The organism is Enterobacter sp. CC120223-11, assembly GCF_900215375.1.
Lineage (GTDB): Bacteria > Pseudomonadota > Gammaproteobacteria > Enterobacterales > Enterobacteriaceae > Scandinavium.
The window spans coordinates 213,348-230,258 of the sequence record NZ_OBEF01000008.1; the positions used below are offsets into that span (position 1 = coordinate 213,348).

The 16,911-nt window shown below is 57.0% G+C and carries 15 protein-coding genes; 12 read left to right on the forward strand and 3 right to left on the reverse strand.

The features are described 5' to 3' along the window. Positions 1–25: 25 nt before the first annotated feature. Positions 26–1,672, reverse strand: a complete 1,647-nt coding sequence (gene fumA / locus CRO87_RS11900) for a class I fumarate hydratase FumA (RefSeq protein ID WP_097163156.1) — start codon at positions 1,670–1,672, stop codon at positions 26–28. Positions 1,673–1,875: 203 nt separating this feature from the next. Between fumA and manA the strand changes: the two genes are divergently transcribed. Both manA and CRO87_RS11910 read left to right on the forward strand, forming a co-directional pair. Continuing rightward, positions 1,876–3,054, forward strand: coding sequence for a mannose-6-phosphate isomerase (gene manA, locus CRO87_RS11905; protein ID WP_097163157.1), 1,179 nt, complete (start codon positions 1,876–1,878; stop codon positions 3,052–3,054). A 95-nt stretch (positions 3,055–3,149) separates the two neighbouring features. After that, a complete protein-coding gene (locus tag CRO87_RS11910; protein WP_097163158.1) occupies positions 3,150–4,724 on the forward strand; it encodes a YdgA family protein in 1,575 nt (524 codons plus the stop codon). A gap of 49 nt (positions 4,725–4,773) precedes the next feature. Here the strand turns inward: CRO87_RS11910 and CRO87_RS11915 are convergent, their stop codons facing one another. Beyond that, positions 4,774–5,799: a Mal regulon transcriptional regulator MalI gene (locus CRO87_RS11915; protein WP_097163159.1), complete on the reverse strand. Its 1,026-nt coding sequence runs from the start codon at positions 5,797–5,799 to the stop codon at positions 4,774–4,776. A 171-nt stretch (positions 5,800–5,970) separates the two neighbouring features. Between CRO87_RS11915 and malX the strand changes: the two genes are divergently transcribed. From malX to add, 3 genes are all read left to right on the forward strand, one after another. Then, positions 5,971–7,563, forward strand: a complete 1,593-nt coding sequence (gene malX / locus CRO87_RS11920) for a maltose/glucose-specific PTS transporter subunit IIBC (RefSeq protein WP_097163160.1) — start codon at positions 5,971–5,973, stop codon at positions 7,561–7,563. 69 nt (positions 7,564–7,632) lie between these two features. After that, on the forward strand, positions 7,633–8,805 hold the full coding sequence (locus CRO87_RS11925) for a MalY/PatB family protein (RefSeq protein WP_097163161.1): 1,173 nt from the start codon (positions 7,633–7,635) through the stop codon (positions 8,803–8,805). A gap of 98 nt (positions 8,806–8,903) precedes the next feature. Beyond that, positions 8,904–9,905 (forward strand): adenosine deaminase, encoded by a 1,002-nt coding sequence (gene add / locus CRO87_RS11930; RefSeq protein WP_097163162.1) that lies wholly within the window; start codon positions 8,904–8,906, stop codon positions 9,903–9,905. A 66-nt stretch (positions 9,906–9,971) separates the two neighbouring features. Here the strand turns inward: add and CRO87_RS11935 are convergent, their stop codons facing one another. Continuing rightward, positions 9,972–11,012, reverse strand: coding sequence for an oxidoreductase (locus CRO87_RS11935; RefSeq protein ID WP_097163163.1), 1,041 nt, complete (start codon positions 11,010–11,012; stop codon positions 9,972–9,974). 202 nt (positions 11,013–11,214) lie between these two features. Here CRO87_RS11935 and blr point away from each other — a divergent pair, with 202 nt between their 5' ends. From blr to rsxC, 7 genes are all read left to right on the forward strand, one after another. Next, entirely contained in the window at positions 11,215–11,358 is a 144-nt protein-coding gene (gene blr, locus CRO87_RS11940) for a division septum protein Blr (protein ID WP_097163164.1), read from the forward strand. Positions 11,359–11,468: 110 nt separating this feature from the next. Then, entirely contained in the window at positions 11,469–12,869 is a 1,401-nt protein-coding gene (locus tag CRO87_RS11945) for a GH1 family beta-glucosidase (protein ID WP_097163165.1), read from the forward strand. Positions 12,870–13,093: 224 nt separating this feature from the next. Then, positions 13,094–13,309 carry a transcription modulator YdgT gene (gene ydgT / locus CRO87_RS11950; RefSeq protein ID WP_097163166.1) on the forward strand — a complete coding sequence of 72 codons (216 nt, stop codon included), beginning with the start codon at positions 13,094–13,096 and terminating at the stop codon, positions 13,307–13,309. Positions 13,310–13,382: 73 nt separating this feature from the next. Next, positions 13,383–13,811: a DUF2569 domain-containing protein gene (locus CRO87_RS11955; protein ID WP_097163167.1), complete on the forward strand. Its 429-nt coding sequence runs from the start codon at positions 13,383–13,385 to the stop codon at positions 13,809–13,811. Between the two features lie 77 nt (positions 13,812–13,888). Continuing rightward, positions 13,889–14,470, forward strand: coding sequence for an electron transport complex subunit RsxA (gene rsxA / locus CRO87_RS11960; RefSeq protein ID WP_097163168.1), 582 nt, complete (start codon positions 13,889–13,891; stop codon positions 14,468–14,470). Beyond that, a complete protein-coding gene (gene rsxB / locus CRO87_RS11965) occupies positions 14,470–15,048 on the forward strand; it encodes an electron transport complex subunit RsxB (protein ID WP_097163169.1) in 579 nt (192 codons plus the stop codon). The genes rsxA and rsxB overlap by 1 nt, the downstream gene beginning before the upstream one ends. Continuing rightward, on the forward strand, positions 15,041–16,911 hold a 1,871-nt coding region (gene rsxC, locus CRO87_RS11970), incomplete at its 3' end, for an electron transport complex subunit RsxC (RefSeq protein WP_097163170.1). The genes rsxB and rsxC, both read left to right, overlap by 8 nt.

The following is a 16,911-nucleotide window of genomic DNA, read 5'->3' on the forward strand; positions in this document are numbered from 1 at the left end:
AGGCTCGCGCCGCCGGGCAGCAATATTACTTCACGCAGGCGGAGCACTGCCCCGATTTAATCTGCTGGAAGAAGTCGTTGCCTTTGTCATCCACCAGGATAAACGCCGGGAAGTCTTCCACTTCAATTTTCCAGATGGCTTCCATACCCAGTTCCGGGTACTGCACGCACTCAAGGCTCTTAATGCTGCCCTGCGCCAGCACCGCCGCCGGGCCACCGATGCTGCCGAGGTAGAAACCGCCGTGCTTGTGGCAGGCATCCGTCACCTGCTGGCTGCGGTTGCCTTTGGCGAGCATGATCATGCTGCCGCCTTCGGCCTGGAGCTGATCGACGTAGGAGTCCATGCGCCCTGCCGTTGTCGGACCAAGGGAGCCGGAGGCGTAGCCTTCAGGTGTTTTGGCCGGGCCCGCGTAGTAGATCGGGTGATCCTTCACGTACTGCGGCAGCCCTTCGCCCTTGTCCATGCGCTCTTTCAGCTTCGCATGGGCAATGTCTCGCGCCACGATAATGGTGCCGTTCAGCGACAGGCGCGTGGAGACAGGGAAATCAGAAAGCTGCGCCAGGATCTCTTTCATAGGGCGGTTCAGGTCGATGCGCACGGCTTCGCCCTCGCCCGCGTTGCGCAGTTCTTCTGGAATGTATTTCCCCGGGTTGTGCTCCAGTTTTTCGATCCACACGCCTTCGCGGTTGATCTTCGCTTTGATGTTACGGTCTGCGGAGCAGGACACGCCCATGCCGATTGGGCAGGATGCGCCGTGGCGCGGCAGGCGGATGACGCGAATATCGTGGGCAAAGTACTTGCCGCCAAACTGCGCGCCCAGGCCCAGGTTCTGCGCTTCCACCAGCAGCTCCTGCTCGAGCTGAACGTCGCGGAACGCCTGGCCATGCTCGTTCCCTTCCGTTGGCAGACCATCGTAATATTTGGTCGAGGCCATTTTCACCGTTTTCAGCGTGGCTTCGGCTGAAGTGCCACCAATGACAAATGCAACGTGGTACGGCGGGCACGCAGCGGTGCCGAGTGTGCGCATTTTTTCGACCAGGTAATTTTTCAACTTCGCCGGTGTGATCAGCGCTTTGGTTTCCTGGTAGAGATAGGTTTTATTCGCTGAACCGCCGCCTTTGGCGATGCAGAGGAATTTGTATTCGTCGCCGTCCACGCTGTAAAGGTCAATCTGCGCTGGCAGGTTAGTGCCGGTGTTGACCTCTTTGTACATATCCAGCGGGGCGTTCTGCGAGTAGCGCAGGTTGTCTTCGGTGTAAGTTTCATACACGCCGCGGGCCAGCGCCGCTTCATCGCCGCCGCCGGTCCAGACTCTCTGGCCCTTTTTACCCATGATGATGGCGGTGCCGGTATCCTGGCAGGTCGGCAGAATGCCTTTGGCGGCAATATCGGAGTTACGCAGGAACTGCAGCGCCACGTATTTATCGTTCTCGCTGGCCTGCGGGTCGCTGAGAATATCTGCCACCTGCTGCTGGTGCGCCGGGCGCAGCATAAACGAGGCATCGTGGAAGGCGTGCTTAGCGAGCAGCGTCAGCGCCTGCGGGTCAACTTTAAGGATTTGCTGGCCGTCGAATTCGGCCGTGGAAACGTGGTCTGAGCTGAGGAGATAGTATTCGGTGTCATCCTTTTTCAGTGGAAAAGGATCCTGATAGACAAAAGGTTTGTTCGACATTGTTCTCTCACTTACGACATTGGCAAATTTTGGCTCTCGGGCACTTTTTCCCTGCGCCCTCGGTACAGCGAGTCCGCTTATCCTACACAATTTTTTAACAAAAACTGAGACAAGGACGACTTTTTCCCTGAGAAGGTGACTTCTGCGCGCTTTTATTGGTTTAATACGGGCAGTTAATTTCCTTATGAATACAGGGCTTGATAATGCAAAAACTCATCAACTCAGTGCAGAACTACGCCTGGGGCAGTCAAACTGCGTTAACGGAACTCTACGGCATCGCCAATCCGGACAATCTGCCAATGGCAGAGCTGTGGATGGGCGCGCACCCGAAGAGCAGCTCAAAAATCACTGACGCCAGCGGGCAAACGCACAGCCTGCGCGACGTGATCGACGCCGATAAAGCCACGCTGCTGGGCCGCAACGTTGCAGAGCGCTTTGGCGAACTGCCGTTCCTGTTCAAAGTGCTGTGCGCCGACAACCCGCTGTCGATTCAGGTTCACCCGAACAAAAAAGCCTCTGAAGAAGGCTTTGCGAAAGAGAACGCCGCGGGCATTCCGCTGGATGCCGCCGAGCGTAACTACAAGGATCCGAACCACAAGCCAGAGCTGGTTTTCGCCCTCACCCCGTTCCTCGCGATGAACGCCTTCCGCGAGTTTTCTGACATTGTTTCCCTGCTGCAGCCCGTTTCTGGCGCGCATGCGTCCATCGCGCATTTCCTGCAGGAGCCAAACGCCGAGCGTCTGAGCCAGCTCTTTGCCAGCCTGCTGAACATGCAGGGCGAAGAGAAATCTCGTGCGCTGGCCGTGCTGAAAGCGGCACTGAACAGCCAACAGGGCGAGCCGTGGGAAACCATCCGCTTTATCGCTCAGTTCTACCCGGACGACAGTGGCCTGTTCTCTCCGCTGCTGCTGAACGTGGTAAAACTCAATCCAGGCGATGCGATGTTCCTGTTCGCCGAAACCCCACACGCGTACCTGCAAGGCGTGGCCCTGGAGGTGATGGCCAACTCCGATAACGTGCTGCGCGCGGGCCTGACGCCAAAATACATCGATATTCCGGAACTGGTCGCGAACGTGAAATTCGTACCAAAACCAGCGGCAGAACTGCTGACGCAGCCGACAAAGCACGGCGCGGAGCTGGACTTCCCGATCCCGGTAGACGATTTTGCCTTCTCCCTGCACGACCTCAGCACCCAGGGTACTGAAGTGGCCCAGCAGAGCGCAGCTATTCTGTTCTGCCTTGAAGGCGAAGCAGTGTTGAGCAAGGGAGATCAACGTCTGGTGCTGAAACCAGGCGAGTCTGCTTTTGTGGCCGCCAACGAGTCACCGGTCAGCCTGAGCGGCGTCGGTCGCGTTGCCCGCGTTTACAATAAGCTCAAGTAAATACTGAAGATCTGAGGAACTCTTGCTAAGCTTGAGGTTGCCTTACGACATCACAGGCGGTTGATCCGCCTGTTTTCATTTTATGGACAAACGCTATGAAAAAATCGCTGGTTGCAGTGGGCATTATTGTCGCTTTAGGAGTGGTGTGGACCGGGGGCTCCTGGTACACCGGTAAACAGCTGGAAGGCCGTCTGGCCGATATGGTTGCGCAGGCGAACGCCCAGCTCGCCAGCAACGCGCCGGAAGCAGGCATTCAGCTTGCGTATCAGGACTACCAGCGTGGCGTGTTCAGCAGCCATTTACAGATGGTCGTCAAGCCAGCTGACGGCGCGAAAAGCAGCTGGCTGAAGCCAGGGCAGACCGTTGTGCTGGATGAAAATGTCTCCCACGGGCCCTTCCCGTTGGCTTCTCTGAAGTCATTCAACCTTGCGCCGGCGATGGCAACCGTGAACTCTCAGCTGGTGAATAACGATGCCACAAAGCAGCTGTTCGAGCTTGCTAAGGGCCAGTCGCCGTTCGACATCAACACCCGCATCAGCTATGCCGGTGACACCCGTTCAGACATCAACCTCAAACCGCTGAACTACGAAAAAGGTGAAGAGAAAGTCGCCTTCAGCGGCGGTGATTTCAAGCTGGATGCCGATAAAGACGGCAACGTCTTCTCGCTGAACGGCAGCGTGGAAAGCGGCGTGATTAACGCGGTCAACGAATACAACCAAAAGGTTCAGCTCACCTTCAACAACCTGAAAACCGAAGGCGACAGCAAGCTCACCTCGTTTGCCGAGCGCATTGGCAACCAGAAAGTGACGCTGGATAAGGTTGCCGTCGGCGTGGAAGGCAAAGAGCTGGCGCTGCTTGAAGGCATGACGCTGGACGGCAAATCTGACCTTTCCAAAGACGGTAAAACGATTAACACCTCGCTGGATTACACCCTGGACAGCCTGAAATTACAGGGCCAGGACATGGGCAGCAGCAAGCTGGCGCTGAAGGTCGGCCAGATTGACGGTCAGTCCTGGCATCAGTTCAGCCAGCAGTACAACGGTGAAGTGCAGGCGCTACTGGCGCAGCCCGGCATAATGGATAACCCGGAAGTGTATCAGCAGAAAGTCACAGAGGCATTCTTCAGCGCCCTGCCGCTGCTGCTGAAAGGCGAGCCGGTTATCACCATCGCGCCGCTGAGCTGGAAAAACAGCAAGGGTGAAACCACCTTTAACCTGTCGCTGTTCCTGAAAGATCCTTCCACCGCGACCGTTGCCCCGCAAACTCTGGCGCAGGAAGTCGATCGCAGCGTGAAATCTCTCGACAGCAAGCTGGTGATCCCGATGGATATGGCAACGGAGTTTATGACTCAGGTTGCACGCCTGGAAGGTTATCAGCCGGCAGAAGCTGAAAAACTGGCGAGCCAGCAGGTGAAAGGCCTGGCGGCGATGGGCCAGATGTTCCGCATCACCACCCAGCAGGACAACAACATTCAGACCAGCATGCAGTATTCCAACGGGCAGGTGACGCTGAACGGGCAGAAAATGCCGCTGGCGGATTTTGTTGGCATGTTTGGCGTGCCTGACGTGGCTATCCCTGCGCCGCAGGGCAATGCGGCCCCGGCCCAGGAAGGCCAGTCCGCACAGCCACCGGCAGACTTCCCGGAAGCGCCTGTCGACAGCCCGGACTGAGCCTCTGAGCCGTAAAAAGCTAACCGGCTGCATCACGCAGCCGGTTTTTTTATTCCTGCTTCACCAGCCGTGGCGGCATGATCTGATTGCGGGTGCTGCTTTTACCCTCGACGATTCGCTGCAGCATTCTTTCGGCAACGCTTTTCCCCATTTCACGCGCCGGGGTGATAACCCAGCTCATAGGCGCATCGTCGAGGTCCTCCTCCGGCACTTCTGCAAACGCTGCCAGCGCCACGTTTTTGTCATAATAATCGACGGCTCGATCGCCGCTTTTCCAGCCTGCACGCATCAGGCCAAGCCATGCCCCCATCGCCACCACGCTGTTGTAACAGACGACGGCGGTAATGGTCGGGTTATGGCGAAGCAGCGTGGTCAAGGCATGAGAGGCCTGCTTCTGCGTGGCCTCACACTCCACCACCCATTCGCTGTGGAACGGCAGGCCAAACTTGAGTAAGGTTGCGCAGTAGCCGCCAACGCGTTCGGCGCGGGTCAGCGAGGCGCTCTGCCCGCCAATCCAGGCAATGCGCTGATGCCCGCGACGGATAAGATGCTCGGTCAGCATTTGTGCCGCCTGCATGTTGTCGGGACGAATCAGGTCCACATCGTCGAGGTAGCTCGCCCGCGAGGCGAAAACCAGCGGCACACCGCATTCTTCGGCTTTATCACGCAGCTCTGCGCCTTTGTCCACCGCGCCAGCAATCACCACGCCGTCCACGCCCTGGGACACCAGCGTGTCGAAACGCTGAAGCATGTGCTCGCCCTTGCGCCCGCCCTGGGTGAGAAACACCATTTTGCCCTGCGTTTCCAGGGCATCAATCATGCCTGCGGCGAGCTCAGCGTAAAACGGCGCGCTGAGATCCCCCACGATAAGGCCTATAACACCCGTTTGCCCGCCGCGCAGCGATGCCGCCTGACGGTTACGCACGAATCCGAGTTGTTCGATCGCCTGGCTGACGCGTTCGCCGGTGGCGACAGAGATACGTCCTTTACCGCTTAAAACCAGCGAGACGGTGGCGACGGAAACCCCCGCCGCCTGCGCGACATCGTTAATTGTGACTTTTTTTGCAATGGCCATGCGCCGTTGCCACTCCTGCGTGGCGATAAAACGTTTTATCAATGGGTTATATTTATAAACCTTATTATCGTTTGATTATGTGATTTTGCTCGCACTAAAATTAGGTAAAACGTTTTATCTTCTCGTCACTTTCATACCTACTACAGAAATCTCAGGACAAGGAGTCGTTTTATGACGGCGAAAGCAGCACAAAAAGTAACTCTCTGGGAGTTTTTCCAGCAGCTGGGCAAGACGTTCATGCTGCCAGTGGCGCTTCTCTCATTCTGCGGCATCATGTTGGGGATCGGCAGCTCGCTGAGCAGCCATGATGTCACCACGCTTCTACCGTGGCTGGACACGCCTTTCCTGCAGGCCATGTTCGTCTGGATGAGCAAAGTCGGCTCTTTTGCCTTTAGCTTCCTGCCGGTCATGTTCTGTATCGCCATCCCTCTGGGCCTGGCGCGCGATAACAAAGGCGTTGCGGCCTTTGCAGGTTTTGTCGGCTATGCGGTCATGAACCTGGCCGTAAACTTCTGGCTGACGGCAAAAGGCATTCTGCCTACCACCGATGCTGCGGTTCTGAAAGCCAACAACATTCAAAGTATCCTGGGTATTCAGTCGATCGATACCGGGATCCTCGGCGCGGTCATTTGCGGCATTATCGTGTGGAAATTGCATGAGCGTTTTCACACTATTCGCCTGCCTGATGCGCTGGCCTTCTTTGGGGGTACCCGTTTCGTCGCCATTATCACTGCCGTGGTGATGGGACTGGTGGGTCTGGCGATTCCACTGGTATGGCCTGTCTTTGCGATGGGCATCCGTGGCCTGGGCCACATCATCAACAGCGCCGGTGACTTTGGCCCAATGATTTTCGGTACGGGTGAACGTCTGCTGCTGCCGTTTGGTCTCCAGCATATTCTTGTGGCGATCATTCGTTTCACTGATGCCGGTGGCACCATGGACGTTTGCGGGCATTCCGTAAGCGGTGCGCTGACTATCTTCCAGGCGCAGCTGAGCTGCCCGACCACCCAGGGCTTCTCCGAAAGCGCTACCCGCTTCCTGTCTCAGGGTAAAATGCCTGCCTTCCTCGGCGGTCTGCCGGGTGCTGCTCTGGCGATGTACCACTGCGCCCGCCCGGAAAACCGTCATAAAATTAAAGGCCTGCTGATCTCCGGCGTGATTGCCTGCGTCGTCGGCGGCACCACTGAACCGCTGGAGTTCCTGTTCCTGTTCGTGGCCCCGGTGCTTTACGCTATCCACGCGCTGCTGACCGGTCTGGGCTTCACCGTCATGGCCGTGCTCGGCGTGACTATCGGTAATACCGACGGCAACGTCATTGATTTCGTTGTCTTCGGTATCCTGCACGGTCTGGCCACCAAGTGGTACCTGGTACCTGTCGTGGCGGCGGTCTGGTTTGTGACTTACTACGTTATCTTCCGCTTCGCTATCACTCGCTTTAACATCAAAACGCCTGGCCGCGATATCGACACGGCTTCCAGCGTGGAAAAAGCAGTGGCTGGCGTGACCGGTAAATCCGGCTACAACACCCCGGCGATTCTCGCCGCGCTCGGTGGGGCTGAGAACATCACCAGTCTCGACAACTGCCTGACTCGTCTGCGTCTGAGCATTGAAGATATGAGCAAAGTCGATGCTGATGCGCTGAAAGCCAACCGCGCCATCGGTGTAGTGAAGCTCAACGAGCACAGCCTGCAGGTTGTGATTGGGCCGCAGGTTCAGTCGGTAAAAGATGAATTATCCTCACTGATGAGCCCTGTTCAGGCGTAAATCCCCTTTCCCCCTTCGTCCTGAAGGGGGAAAATGCTTCCTCCTCGTTTGACCGAAATGGAGTTTCCGATGTTTGATTTCTCAACGGTTATCGATCGCCACGGCACCTGGTGCACCCAGTGGGACTACGTCGCCGACCGCTTCGGCACCGCCGATTTACTGCCCTTCACAATCTCCGATATGGATTTTGCCACCGCTCCCTGCGTGCTTGACGCCATCAGCCAGCGCCTGAGCCACGGCGTGCTCGGCTACAGCCGCTGGAAGAACGAAGAGTTTCTTGGCGCCATTCAGCACTGGTTCAGCAAACGCTTCCACAGCAGCATTGATACCGATCACATCGTGTACGGCCCGTCGGTTATCTACATGGTTTCGCAGATGATTCGCCAGTGGTCTGAGGTGGGTGACGGCGTTGTGGTGCACACCCCGGCCTACGATGCATTTTATAAAGCCATTGAAGGCAATGAACGCACCATCGCCGCCGTGCCGCTGCATCAGACGGCCGAAGGCTGGCGCTGTGATATGGCCCTGCTGGAAAGCGTGCTTGCAGAGCCACGTAATAAAATCCTGCTGCTTTGCAGCCCACATAATCCAACCGGTAAGGTATGGACGCGCGAAGAGCTGACGACGATTGCCTCACTGTGCGAAAAACACGGCGTGAAAGTCATCAGCGACGAAATTCATATGGACATGACCTGGAACGGCCATCGCCATATTCCGTGGTGCGACGTCGCGAAGAGCGACTGGGCGCTGTTCACCTCTGGCTCTAAAAGCTTCAACATTCCGGCGCTGACCGGCGCATACGGCCTGATTGGCAATGAAACCACTCGCAATGGCTATCTCAGCGCGCTGAAAGGCCGCGATGGGCTTTCTTCGCCGTCGATCCCGGCGGTTATCGCCCATATTGCGGCCTATGAGCAAGGCGAAGCCTGGCTGGATGCGCTGCGCGATTATTTGCAGGCAAACATGCGTTATATTGCCGATGAGCTCAACGCGGCTTTCCCTGAACTGAACTGGCAGCCACCGCAGTCCACCTATCTCGCCTGGATCGATTTACGGCCGCTGCACGTTGATGACAAACTGCTGCAAAAAATCCTCATTGAGCAGCAAAAAGTCGCCATCATGCCGGGATATACCTACGGTGAAGAGGGCAACGGTTTTGTGCGTCTCAACGCAGGCTGCCCGCGCAGCAAGCTCGAAAAAGGCGTTCAGGCACTGATTAACGCCCTGCACGCCGCGCGTTGATTCTGTTGCGCAACTAACTATTTCGTTGCGCAAAATAGCTTTTCACCGCGTTTTCACTTTATAATGTGTCGCACTTTACCTAAAAAATGAGTGCGACCATGATTCATAAAGACCTGCCCCTGACAGACATCCACCGCCACCTCGATGGCAACATTCGCGCACAAACCATTCTCGAACTCGGTCGCCAGCATAATATTGTCCTGCCCGCTGACTCACTGGACGCCCTGCGCCCGCACGTGCAGGTCACCAGCCTCGAACCTGACCTGGTGAGCTTCCTCAGCAAGCTCGACTGGGGCGTGAAGGTGCTGGCCGATTTAGACGCCTGCCGCCGTGTCGCTTATGAAAACATCGAAGACGCCGCCCGCAACGGTATTCATTACGTTGAGCTGCGTTTCTCGCCGGGTTACATGGCAATGACCCACAATCTGCCTGTGGCAGGCGTGGTGGAAGCTGTGATCGCAGGCGTGCAGCAAGGCTGCCGTGATTTCCCGGTCAAAGCGAACCTGATTGGCATCATGAGCCGCACCTTCGGCGAAGCAGCCTGCGAACAGGAGCTGAACGCCCTGCTGGCACACCGCGACAGCATCACCGCGCTGGACCTGGCGGGCGATGAGCTCGGTTTCCCCGGGAGCCTGTTCCTCAATCATTTCAACCGCGCACGCGATGCGGGCTGGCGTATTACCGTCCACGCAGGCGAAGCGGCAGGCCCGGAAAGCATCTGGCAGGCAATACGTGAGCTGGGCGCGGAGCGTATCGGTCACGGCGTGAAGGCCGTTGAGGATCGCGCGCTGATGGATTTTCTCGTTGAACAGCGCATCGGGATCGAATCCTGCCTGACCTCCAATATCCAGACCAGCACCGTGCCGGAGCTTGCGCGTCATCCGCTGAAAACCTTCCTTGAGCACGGCGTGCTGGCCTCGCTGAATACCGACGACCCGGCGGTTCAGGGCGTGGATCTTATCCATGAATATGAGGTTGCCGCCCCGGCTGCGGGTCTGTCCGCCGCGCAAATTCGTCAGGCGCAAATCAACGGCCTGGAAATCGCGTTCCTCTCGGCGCAGGAGAAGCAGGCGCTGATCGAGAAAGTGAAAGCCGCTTAACCTGCTTTCAGTTGTAAAAAAAGCCGCTCATTTGAGCGGCTTTTTGGTTTACGGCGCGGGTCTGATTCAGGTCAGGCTCAGCGTCGAGCGGTGCTTCGCCGATTCAATCCCCAGCTCAATCAATTCCATAATCTGAATGGCCTGGCTTGCCGGAACAGGGTTCTCACCGCTGCCGTTCAGCGCATCGCGAATACCTGCGTAGTACGCAGGATAGTTACCCGGCACCGTCAGCCACGTCTCTTCGCTACGATCGTCACCGTTCACACGCGTTACCACGCCGTCGCGCATATCATAGCCCCAGTCTTCCTGCGGCAGACGTTCGCCGTTTTTCAGGCGCTCTTCCTGCGGATCCAGACCGTATTTTACATAGCTCGCGCGGGTGCCGTGCACGATGTAGCGGGCGGATTCAGCCGCCGCCAGCAGCGTGCCGTGCAGCACTACACGGCGCTGTGGGTAGGTCAAAACGGCGTGGAAGTAGTCTGTGGACTGCGCGCCCGGACGCAGCTGCGCCAGATCGACGGTCAGGCTGACGGGCAGGCCGAACAGGTTGATGGCCTGATCGAGCAGATGCGGGCCTAAGTCATACCAGATGCCGCTGCCAGGGCCGCCCTGCTCACGCCAGCGGTTGCGCACTTCCGGACGGTAGCGGTCGAAATGCGATTCAAAGAAGGTGACTTCGCCGAGCTCGCCTCCGGCAATCAGCTGCTTCACGGTCAGGAAATCGCTGTCCCAGCGGCGGTTATGGAATACCGACAGCAGACGCCCCAGACTGCGGGCCAGCGCATCCAACTCACGGGCCTGTGACAGTGTCACAGTAAAAGGTTTGTCCACCACAACGTGCTTGCCCGCTTCCAGCGCGGCTTTCGCCAGGGGGAAGTGGGTGTCGTTTGGCGTGGGGATCACAATCAAATCAATGCTCGGGTCGTTGAACAGATGCTTCGGCTCCGAAACGACCTTCACGCCCGGCCAGTCGGCTTTGACTTTTGCTTCATCGCTGCTGGAAACCGCCGCCAGCTCCATGCCCGACGTGCCGCTGATCAGCGGTGCGTGAAAGGTTTTACTCGCGTAGCCATAGCCAATTAATCCGACGCGGATAGTGTCACTCATGTTATCGCCCTCATCTGTGGATGGCTGTCATTTCACAACATCTGCCAGCACCTCACAACTCATTATTAACAATCTTCTTACCCGAACGTCTCATCTTTCAGCAGATGGTGAAAAAAGAGACGAATTGCTCACTCCTCGCCCTGGCCCGAACGCGTTGTTCCTGGTACTATTCCAGGCTGGATTTTTGGAGACATTGACTGTTATGACTATGGTATTTAACCGCATCGTCGAGCTGGTGGGCTGGATTGTGCTAGGGGTCTGCGTATTGCTGCTGATTGCAGCGCATCACATTGATAACTACCAGGCTCCGGAACCCCCCGCTACGGCCACGGCGCCGCACAAGTGATCGTCAGAAAGTGACGTCGATCGCAACTATGTAACCGGTTTCTGAAACCGGTTGCAGATTCACTACCCCCCTCCGTACACTGCTTTTATCTTATCGATAAGGAGCGTGTAATGGCTGCATTTCCAAAAGATTTCCTCTGGGGCGCTGCAACCGCCGCATATCAGGTAGAAGGCGCACACAACGAAGATGGCAAAGGGCTTTCCATCTGGGATGTCTTCTCTCACCTGCCGGGAACCACCTATCAGAACACCAATGGCGACGTGGCCGTTGACCACTATCACCGCATGCAGGAAGACGTGGCCCTGATGGCCGAAATGGGTCTGCAAAGCTATCGTTTTTCTATTTCCTGGCCGCGCCTGCTGCCCAATGGCCGCGGTGAAGTGAACGAAGCCGGGGTGAAGTTTTACAGTGATTTAATCGACACCCTGCTGGCGCACAACATTGTGCCGATGATTACGCTTTATCACTGGGATCTGCCGCAGGCCTTGCAGGACGAAGGCGGCTGGGAAGTTCGCTCCACCGCTGAAGCTTTCGAAGAGTACGCGCGCCTGTGCTATTCGCGCTACGGTGACCGCGTGAAGCTGTGGGCCACCTTTAACGAAACCATTGTCTTTATCGGCCACGGCTATATTACCGGCAGCCATCCGCCTTCAGTGAAAGATCCGGCTCGCGCGGTGCAGGCCTGCCACCAGGTGTTTATCGCGCACGCGCTGGCGGTAAAAGCCTTCCGGGAAATGCAGGTAAAAGGCGAAATTGGCTTCGTAAACGTCCTTCAGCCGCACACTGCGCTGACCAATAGCCCGGAAGATCTCGCGGCAACGGAAATCGCGGACGCTATTCACACGCACTGGCTCTATGACCCGGTATTGAAAGGTCACTACCCTGAAACGCTGCTGGCGCAGACCCAGGCCGTCTGGGGCGTGCCGCGCTTTGAGCAAGGCGATGATGAACTGCTGCGCAGCAATATTTGTGACTTTATCGGCCTGAACTACTATCGCCGCGAAACCGTCGTGGCGAACCCGGGCGAAACCCGCACCGCCAGCAACCACAACGGCGAACCGAACAGCGGCAACGAGTTTGGCTTCAAGGATCTGTTTAAGTTCGTGCGCAATCCGGACGGCGTTTATACCGACTGGGACTGGGAAATCTGGCCGCAGGGTTTAACCGACGGCATTATGATGATCAAAGAGCGCTACGGTGATATTCCCATGTACATCACCGAAAATGGCCTTGGCGCGAAAGACCCGATTGTTGACGGAGAAATCGTTGACGATCCGCGCATTGATTATTTAAGTATGCACATTGAGGCCATGGAAAAAGCGATGGCGCAGGGTGCTGACGTTCGCGGTTATTATCCATGGTCATTTATTGATTTACTGAGCTGGCTTAACGGCTATAAAAAGCAGTACGGCTTCGTTTATGTTGATCATAATCAGAATCTTGCCCGAAAACGTAAAAAGAGCTTTTACTGGTACCAAAACGTGATTGCCACCCGCGGCGAACAACGTTAATCTTCCTCCCCGGGCGCCTTCCGGCGCCTGATATTTCGCTTAGAAAATTCCTATTTAAAGTTTTACGTGGCCAGAATGTGCTTCTTTGCTTGTTTTTGGCGCTTATAGCCTAAATAATTCGAGCGCTTCTTGTGGCCTGCCAGGCCAATTATCAGGCCTGACAACCCACGCCAGCTGATTATATTTCTCTAATAATTACAACACCATAAATGGAAAGTGCTAACATGACCGTCCAGGACTACTTATTAAAATTTCGTAAAATCAGTTCTCTTGAAAGTCTGGAAAAGCTTTTTGATCACCTGAATTATTCCCTCAGCGACACTCAGGAGATCGTGAATATGTATCGCGCCGCCGATCACCGCCGCGCCGAGCTGGTTTCCGGCGGACGCCTGTACGATATCGGCCAGGTCCCGAAGACGGTGTGGCGCTACGTGCAATAAAGACTGTTTTCTGCCGCGTCAGTTGCTTATACTTCTCGCCCGCTTTTTTGACTGACGCTGATTCGGAGAAGTCATGACCGCAGAACCTACGGAACGTATTGGTGGCTGGCTGCTTGCCCCGCTTGCCTGGCTGATTGTCGCCCTGATTAGCGTGACGCTAACGACGCTGAATTTTATTGGCGTGCTTTTTGTTGCCAATCTGAAGGTATTGAGTACGACGAATCTGGCGCTGATTGGCCTGTCACTGGTGTTTGGCCTGTTGATGTGGTGCTACACGCTGTGGCTCACCGCCGCGTTTTTCAAACGCCGCAGGCTGGTGCCTAAGCATTACATCATCTGGCTGCTTATCATGGTTCTGCTGGCCGTCAAAACCTTTGCTTTTGCGCCGGTATCCGATGCGTTAGCCCTGCGCCAGCTTCTGTTCCCGCTGCTGGCCACCGCGCTGTTAGTTCCGTACTTCAAACGTTCTGCGCGGGTGAAACGCACCTTCGTTCAGCCGTAATAACCCTACAGATAATCAGTTGTCGCCTGCTTCGGTTTGACCGATAATAGGCGGCTTTTTTTCGTTTCAGGCGCACTATGACCGACTACCTGCTGCTTTTTATCGGCACCGTTCTGGTAAATAACTTCGTTCTGGTAAAGTTCCTCGGACTTTGCCCGTTTATGGGCGTTTCCAAAAAGCTGGAAACCGCCATGGGCATGGGCCTTGCCACCACCTTTGTGATGACCCTGGCCTCCGTCTGCGCCTGGCTCATCGACACCTGGATCCTGATCCCCCTGGGCCTGGTTTACCTGCGAACGCTGGCCTTTATTCTGGTTATCGCCGTTGTCGTGCAATTCACCGAAATGGTGGTGCGTAAAACCAGCCCGGCGCTCTATCGCCTGCTCGGCATTTTCCTGCCGCTGATTACCACCAACTGTGCGGTACTCGGCGTGGCGCTGCTGAATATCAACCTCGGGCACAATTTTCTACAATCGGCGCTGTACGGCTTCTCTGCCGCCGTCGGTTTCTCGCTGGTGATGGTGCTGTTTGCCGCCATTCGTGAACGCCTGGTGGTTGCCGACGTGCCCGCTCCGTTTAAGGGCAATGCCATTGCGCTTATCACCGCCGGGCTGATGTCTCTGGCCTTTATGGGCTTTAGTGGTTTGGTGAAGCTGTAATGACCTTAGTGTGGATTGCCATTGCCGCCATCAGCCTGTTAGGGCTTATCTTTGGCGGTATTCTCGGATACGCCTCGCGTCGCTTCGCGGTGGAGGACGATCCTGTCGTTGAAAAAATCGATGAGATTCTGCCGCAGAGCCAGTGTGGCCAGTGCGGCTACCCGGGCTGCCGTCCTTATGCCGAAGCCGTCGGTAGCAACGGTGAAAAAATCAACCGCTGCGCCCCGGGTGGCGAAGCGGTAATGTTGAAAATTGCTACCCTGCTCAATGTTGATCCGCAGCCTGTTGACGGCGATGAAGAAGCCGCCGAGCCAGTGCGCATGCTTGCGGTCATTGATGAACCCAACTGCATCGGCTGCACCAAGTGCATTCAGGCCTGCCCGGTAGACGCCATCGTGGGCGCCACGCGTGCCATGCACACCGTGGTAAGCGACCTGTGCACCGGCTGCAACCTCTGCGTCGCGCCTTGTCCGACGCAATGTATCGAATTACGTCCGGTCGCCGAGACGACCGAGAGCTGGAAGTGGGACCTGCAGACCATTCCAGTCCGTATTATTCCAGTGGAACAGCATGCTTAAGTTATTTTCCGCGTTCAGAAAGGACAAAATTTGGGACTTCGACGGTGGGATCCATCCCCCTGAGATGAAGACCCAGTCCAATGGTACGCCGCTGCGCCAGGTTCCCCTTGCGCAGCGTTACGTCATCCCGCTGAAGCAGCACATCGGTGCCGAAGGTGAACTCAGCGTCGCCCCCGGCGATCGCGTGCTGCGTGGCCAGCCGTTAACCCGTGGCTGGGGTCGGATGCTGCCCGTCCATGCCCCGACTTCCGGCACCGTTATCGCCATCGCGCCTCATTCAACGGCCCATCCTTCCGCGCTGGCAGAAATGAGCGTCATCATCGAAGCGGACGGTGAAGACCGCTGGGTCGAACGGGATGGCTGGAGTGACTGGCAGCAGCGCAGTCGGGATGAGCTGATTGAGCGCATTCATGATTTCGGCGTGGCTGGCCTTGGCGGTGCGGGCTTCCCGACCGGCAGCAAGCTGAAAGGCGGTGGCGATAAAATCGACACGCTTATCATCAATGCCGCCGAGTGCGAGCCCTATATCACCGCCGACGACCGCCTGATGCAGGATTGCGCGGCGCAGATCGTCGATGGCATCCGCATTCTTATGCATGTCCTGCAGCCCAAAGAAGTGCTGATTGGCATTGAGGACAACAAGCCGCAGGCCATTTCGATGATGCGTGCCGTGCTCGCTCATGTCCACGGCATCAGCCTGCGCGTGATCCCGACGAAATACCCCTCCGGTGGCGCAAAACAGCTGACGCAAATTCTGACCGGCAAGCAGGTGCCTCACGGCGGTCGCTCCTCTGACATCGGCGTCCTGATGCAAAACGTGGGTACCGCGTTTGCCGTGAAGCGCGCGGTCATCGACGGTGAGCCCTTAACTGAGCGCGTCGTCACCCTGACCGGCGAAGCCGTTACCCGTCCGGGGAACGTCTGGGCACGCCTCGGCACGCCCGTTCGCCACCTGCTTGAAGACGCAGGCTTCTGCCCCTCTCCGGAGCAGATGGTCATCATGGGCGGCCCGCTGATGGGCTTCACCCTGCCCTGGCTCGACGTGCCGGTGGTGAAAATCACCAACTGCCTGCTGGCCCCTTCCACAAGCGAGATGGGCGAGCAGCAGGAAGAAAAAAGCTGTATTCGCTGTAGCGCCTGCGCCGACTCCTGCCCGGCCGATTTGCTGCCGCAGCAGCTGTACTGGTTCAGCAAAGGCCAGCAGCACGACAAAGCCACGGCTCACAATCTTTCTGACTGCATCGAGTGCGGCGCCTGTGCCTGGGTCTGCCCAAGCAACATCCCGCTGGTGCAGTATTTCCGCCAGGAGAAGGCCGAGATTGCTGCTATCCGTCAGGAAGAGAAACGCGCGGCAGAGGCCAAAGCCCGTTTTGAAGCACGTGCTGAGCGTCTGGAGCGTGACAAAGCAGCCCGACTCGAGCGCCATAAGCAGGCCGCCGTTCAGCCTGCCGCGAAGGATCAGGCGGCTATCGACGCCGCGCTCAGCCGCGTACGTGAAAAACAGCAGCAGGCCACACAGCCTGTTGTTATTCAGGCGGGTGCAAAACCCGACAACAGCGCGGTGATTGCTGCCCGCGAAGCACGCAAAGCGCAGGCTCGTGCCGCTCAGGCGGAAAAACAGCAAAGCGAAACGGTGACGGTAAACAACGATGCGGCTGTCGATCCGCGCAAATCTGCCGTTGAAGCAGCCATCGCTCGTGCCAAAGCGCGTAAAGCAGAACAGCAGGCCGTGGTGGCTGAACCTGTTTCTGAAGAAGCAGTTGATCCCCGCAAGGCCGCCGTTGAAGCAGCCATCGCTCGTGCCAAAGCGCGCAAAGCCGAACAGCAGGCCGGGGCTGAACCTGTTGCAGAAGAAGCGGTTGA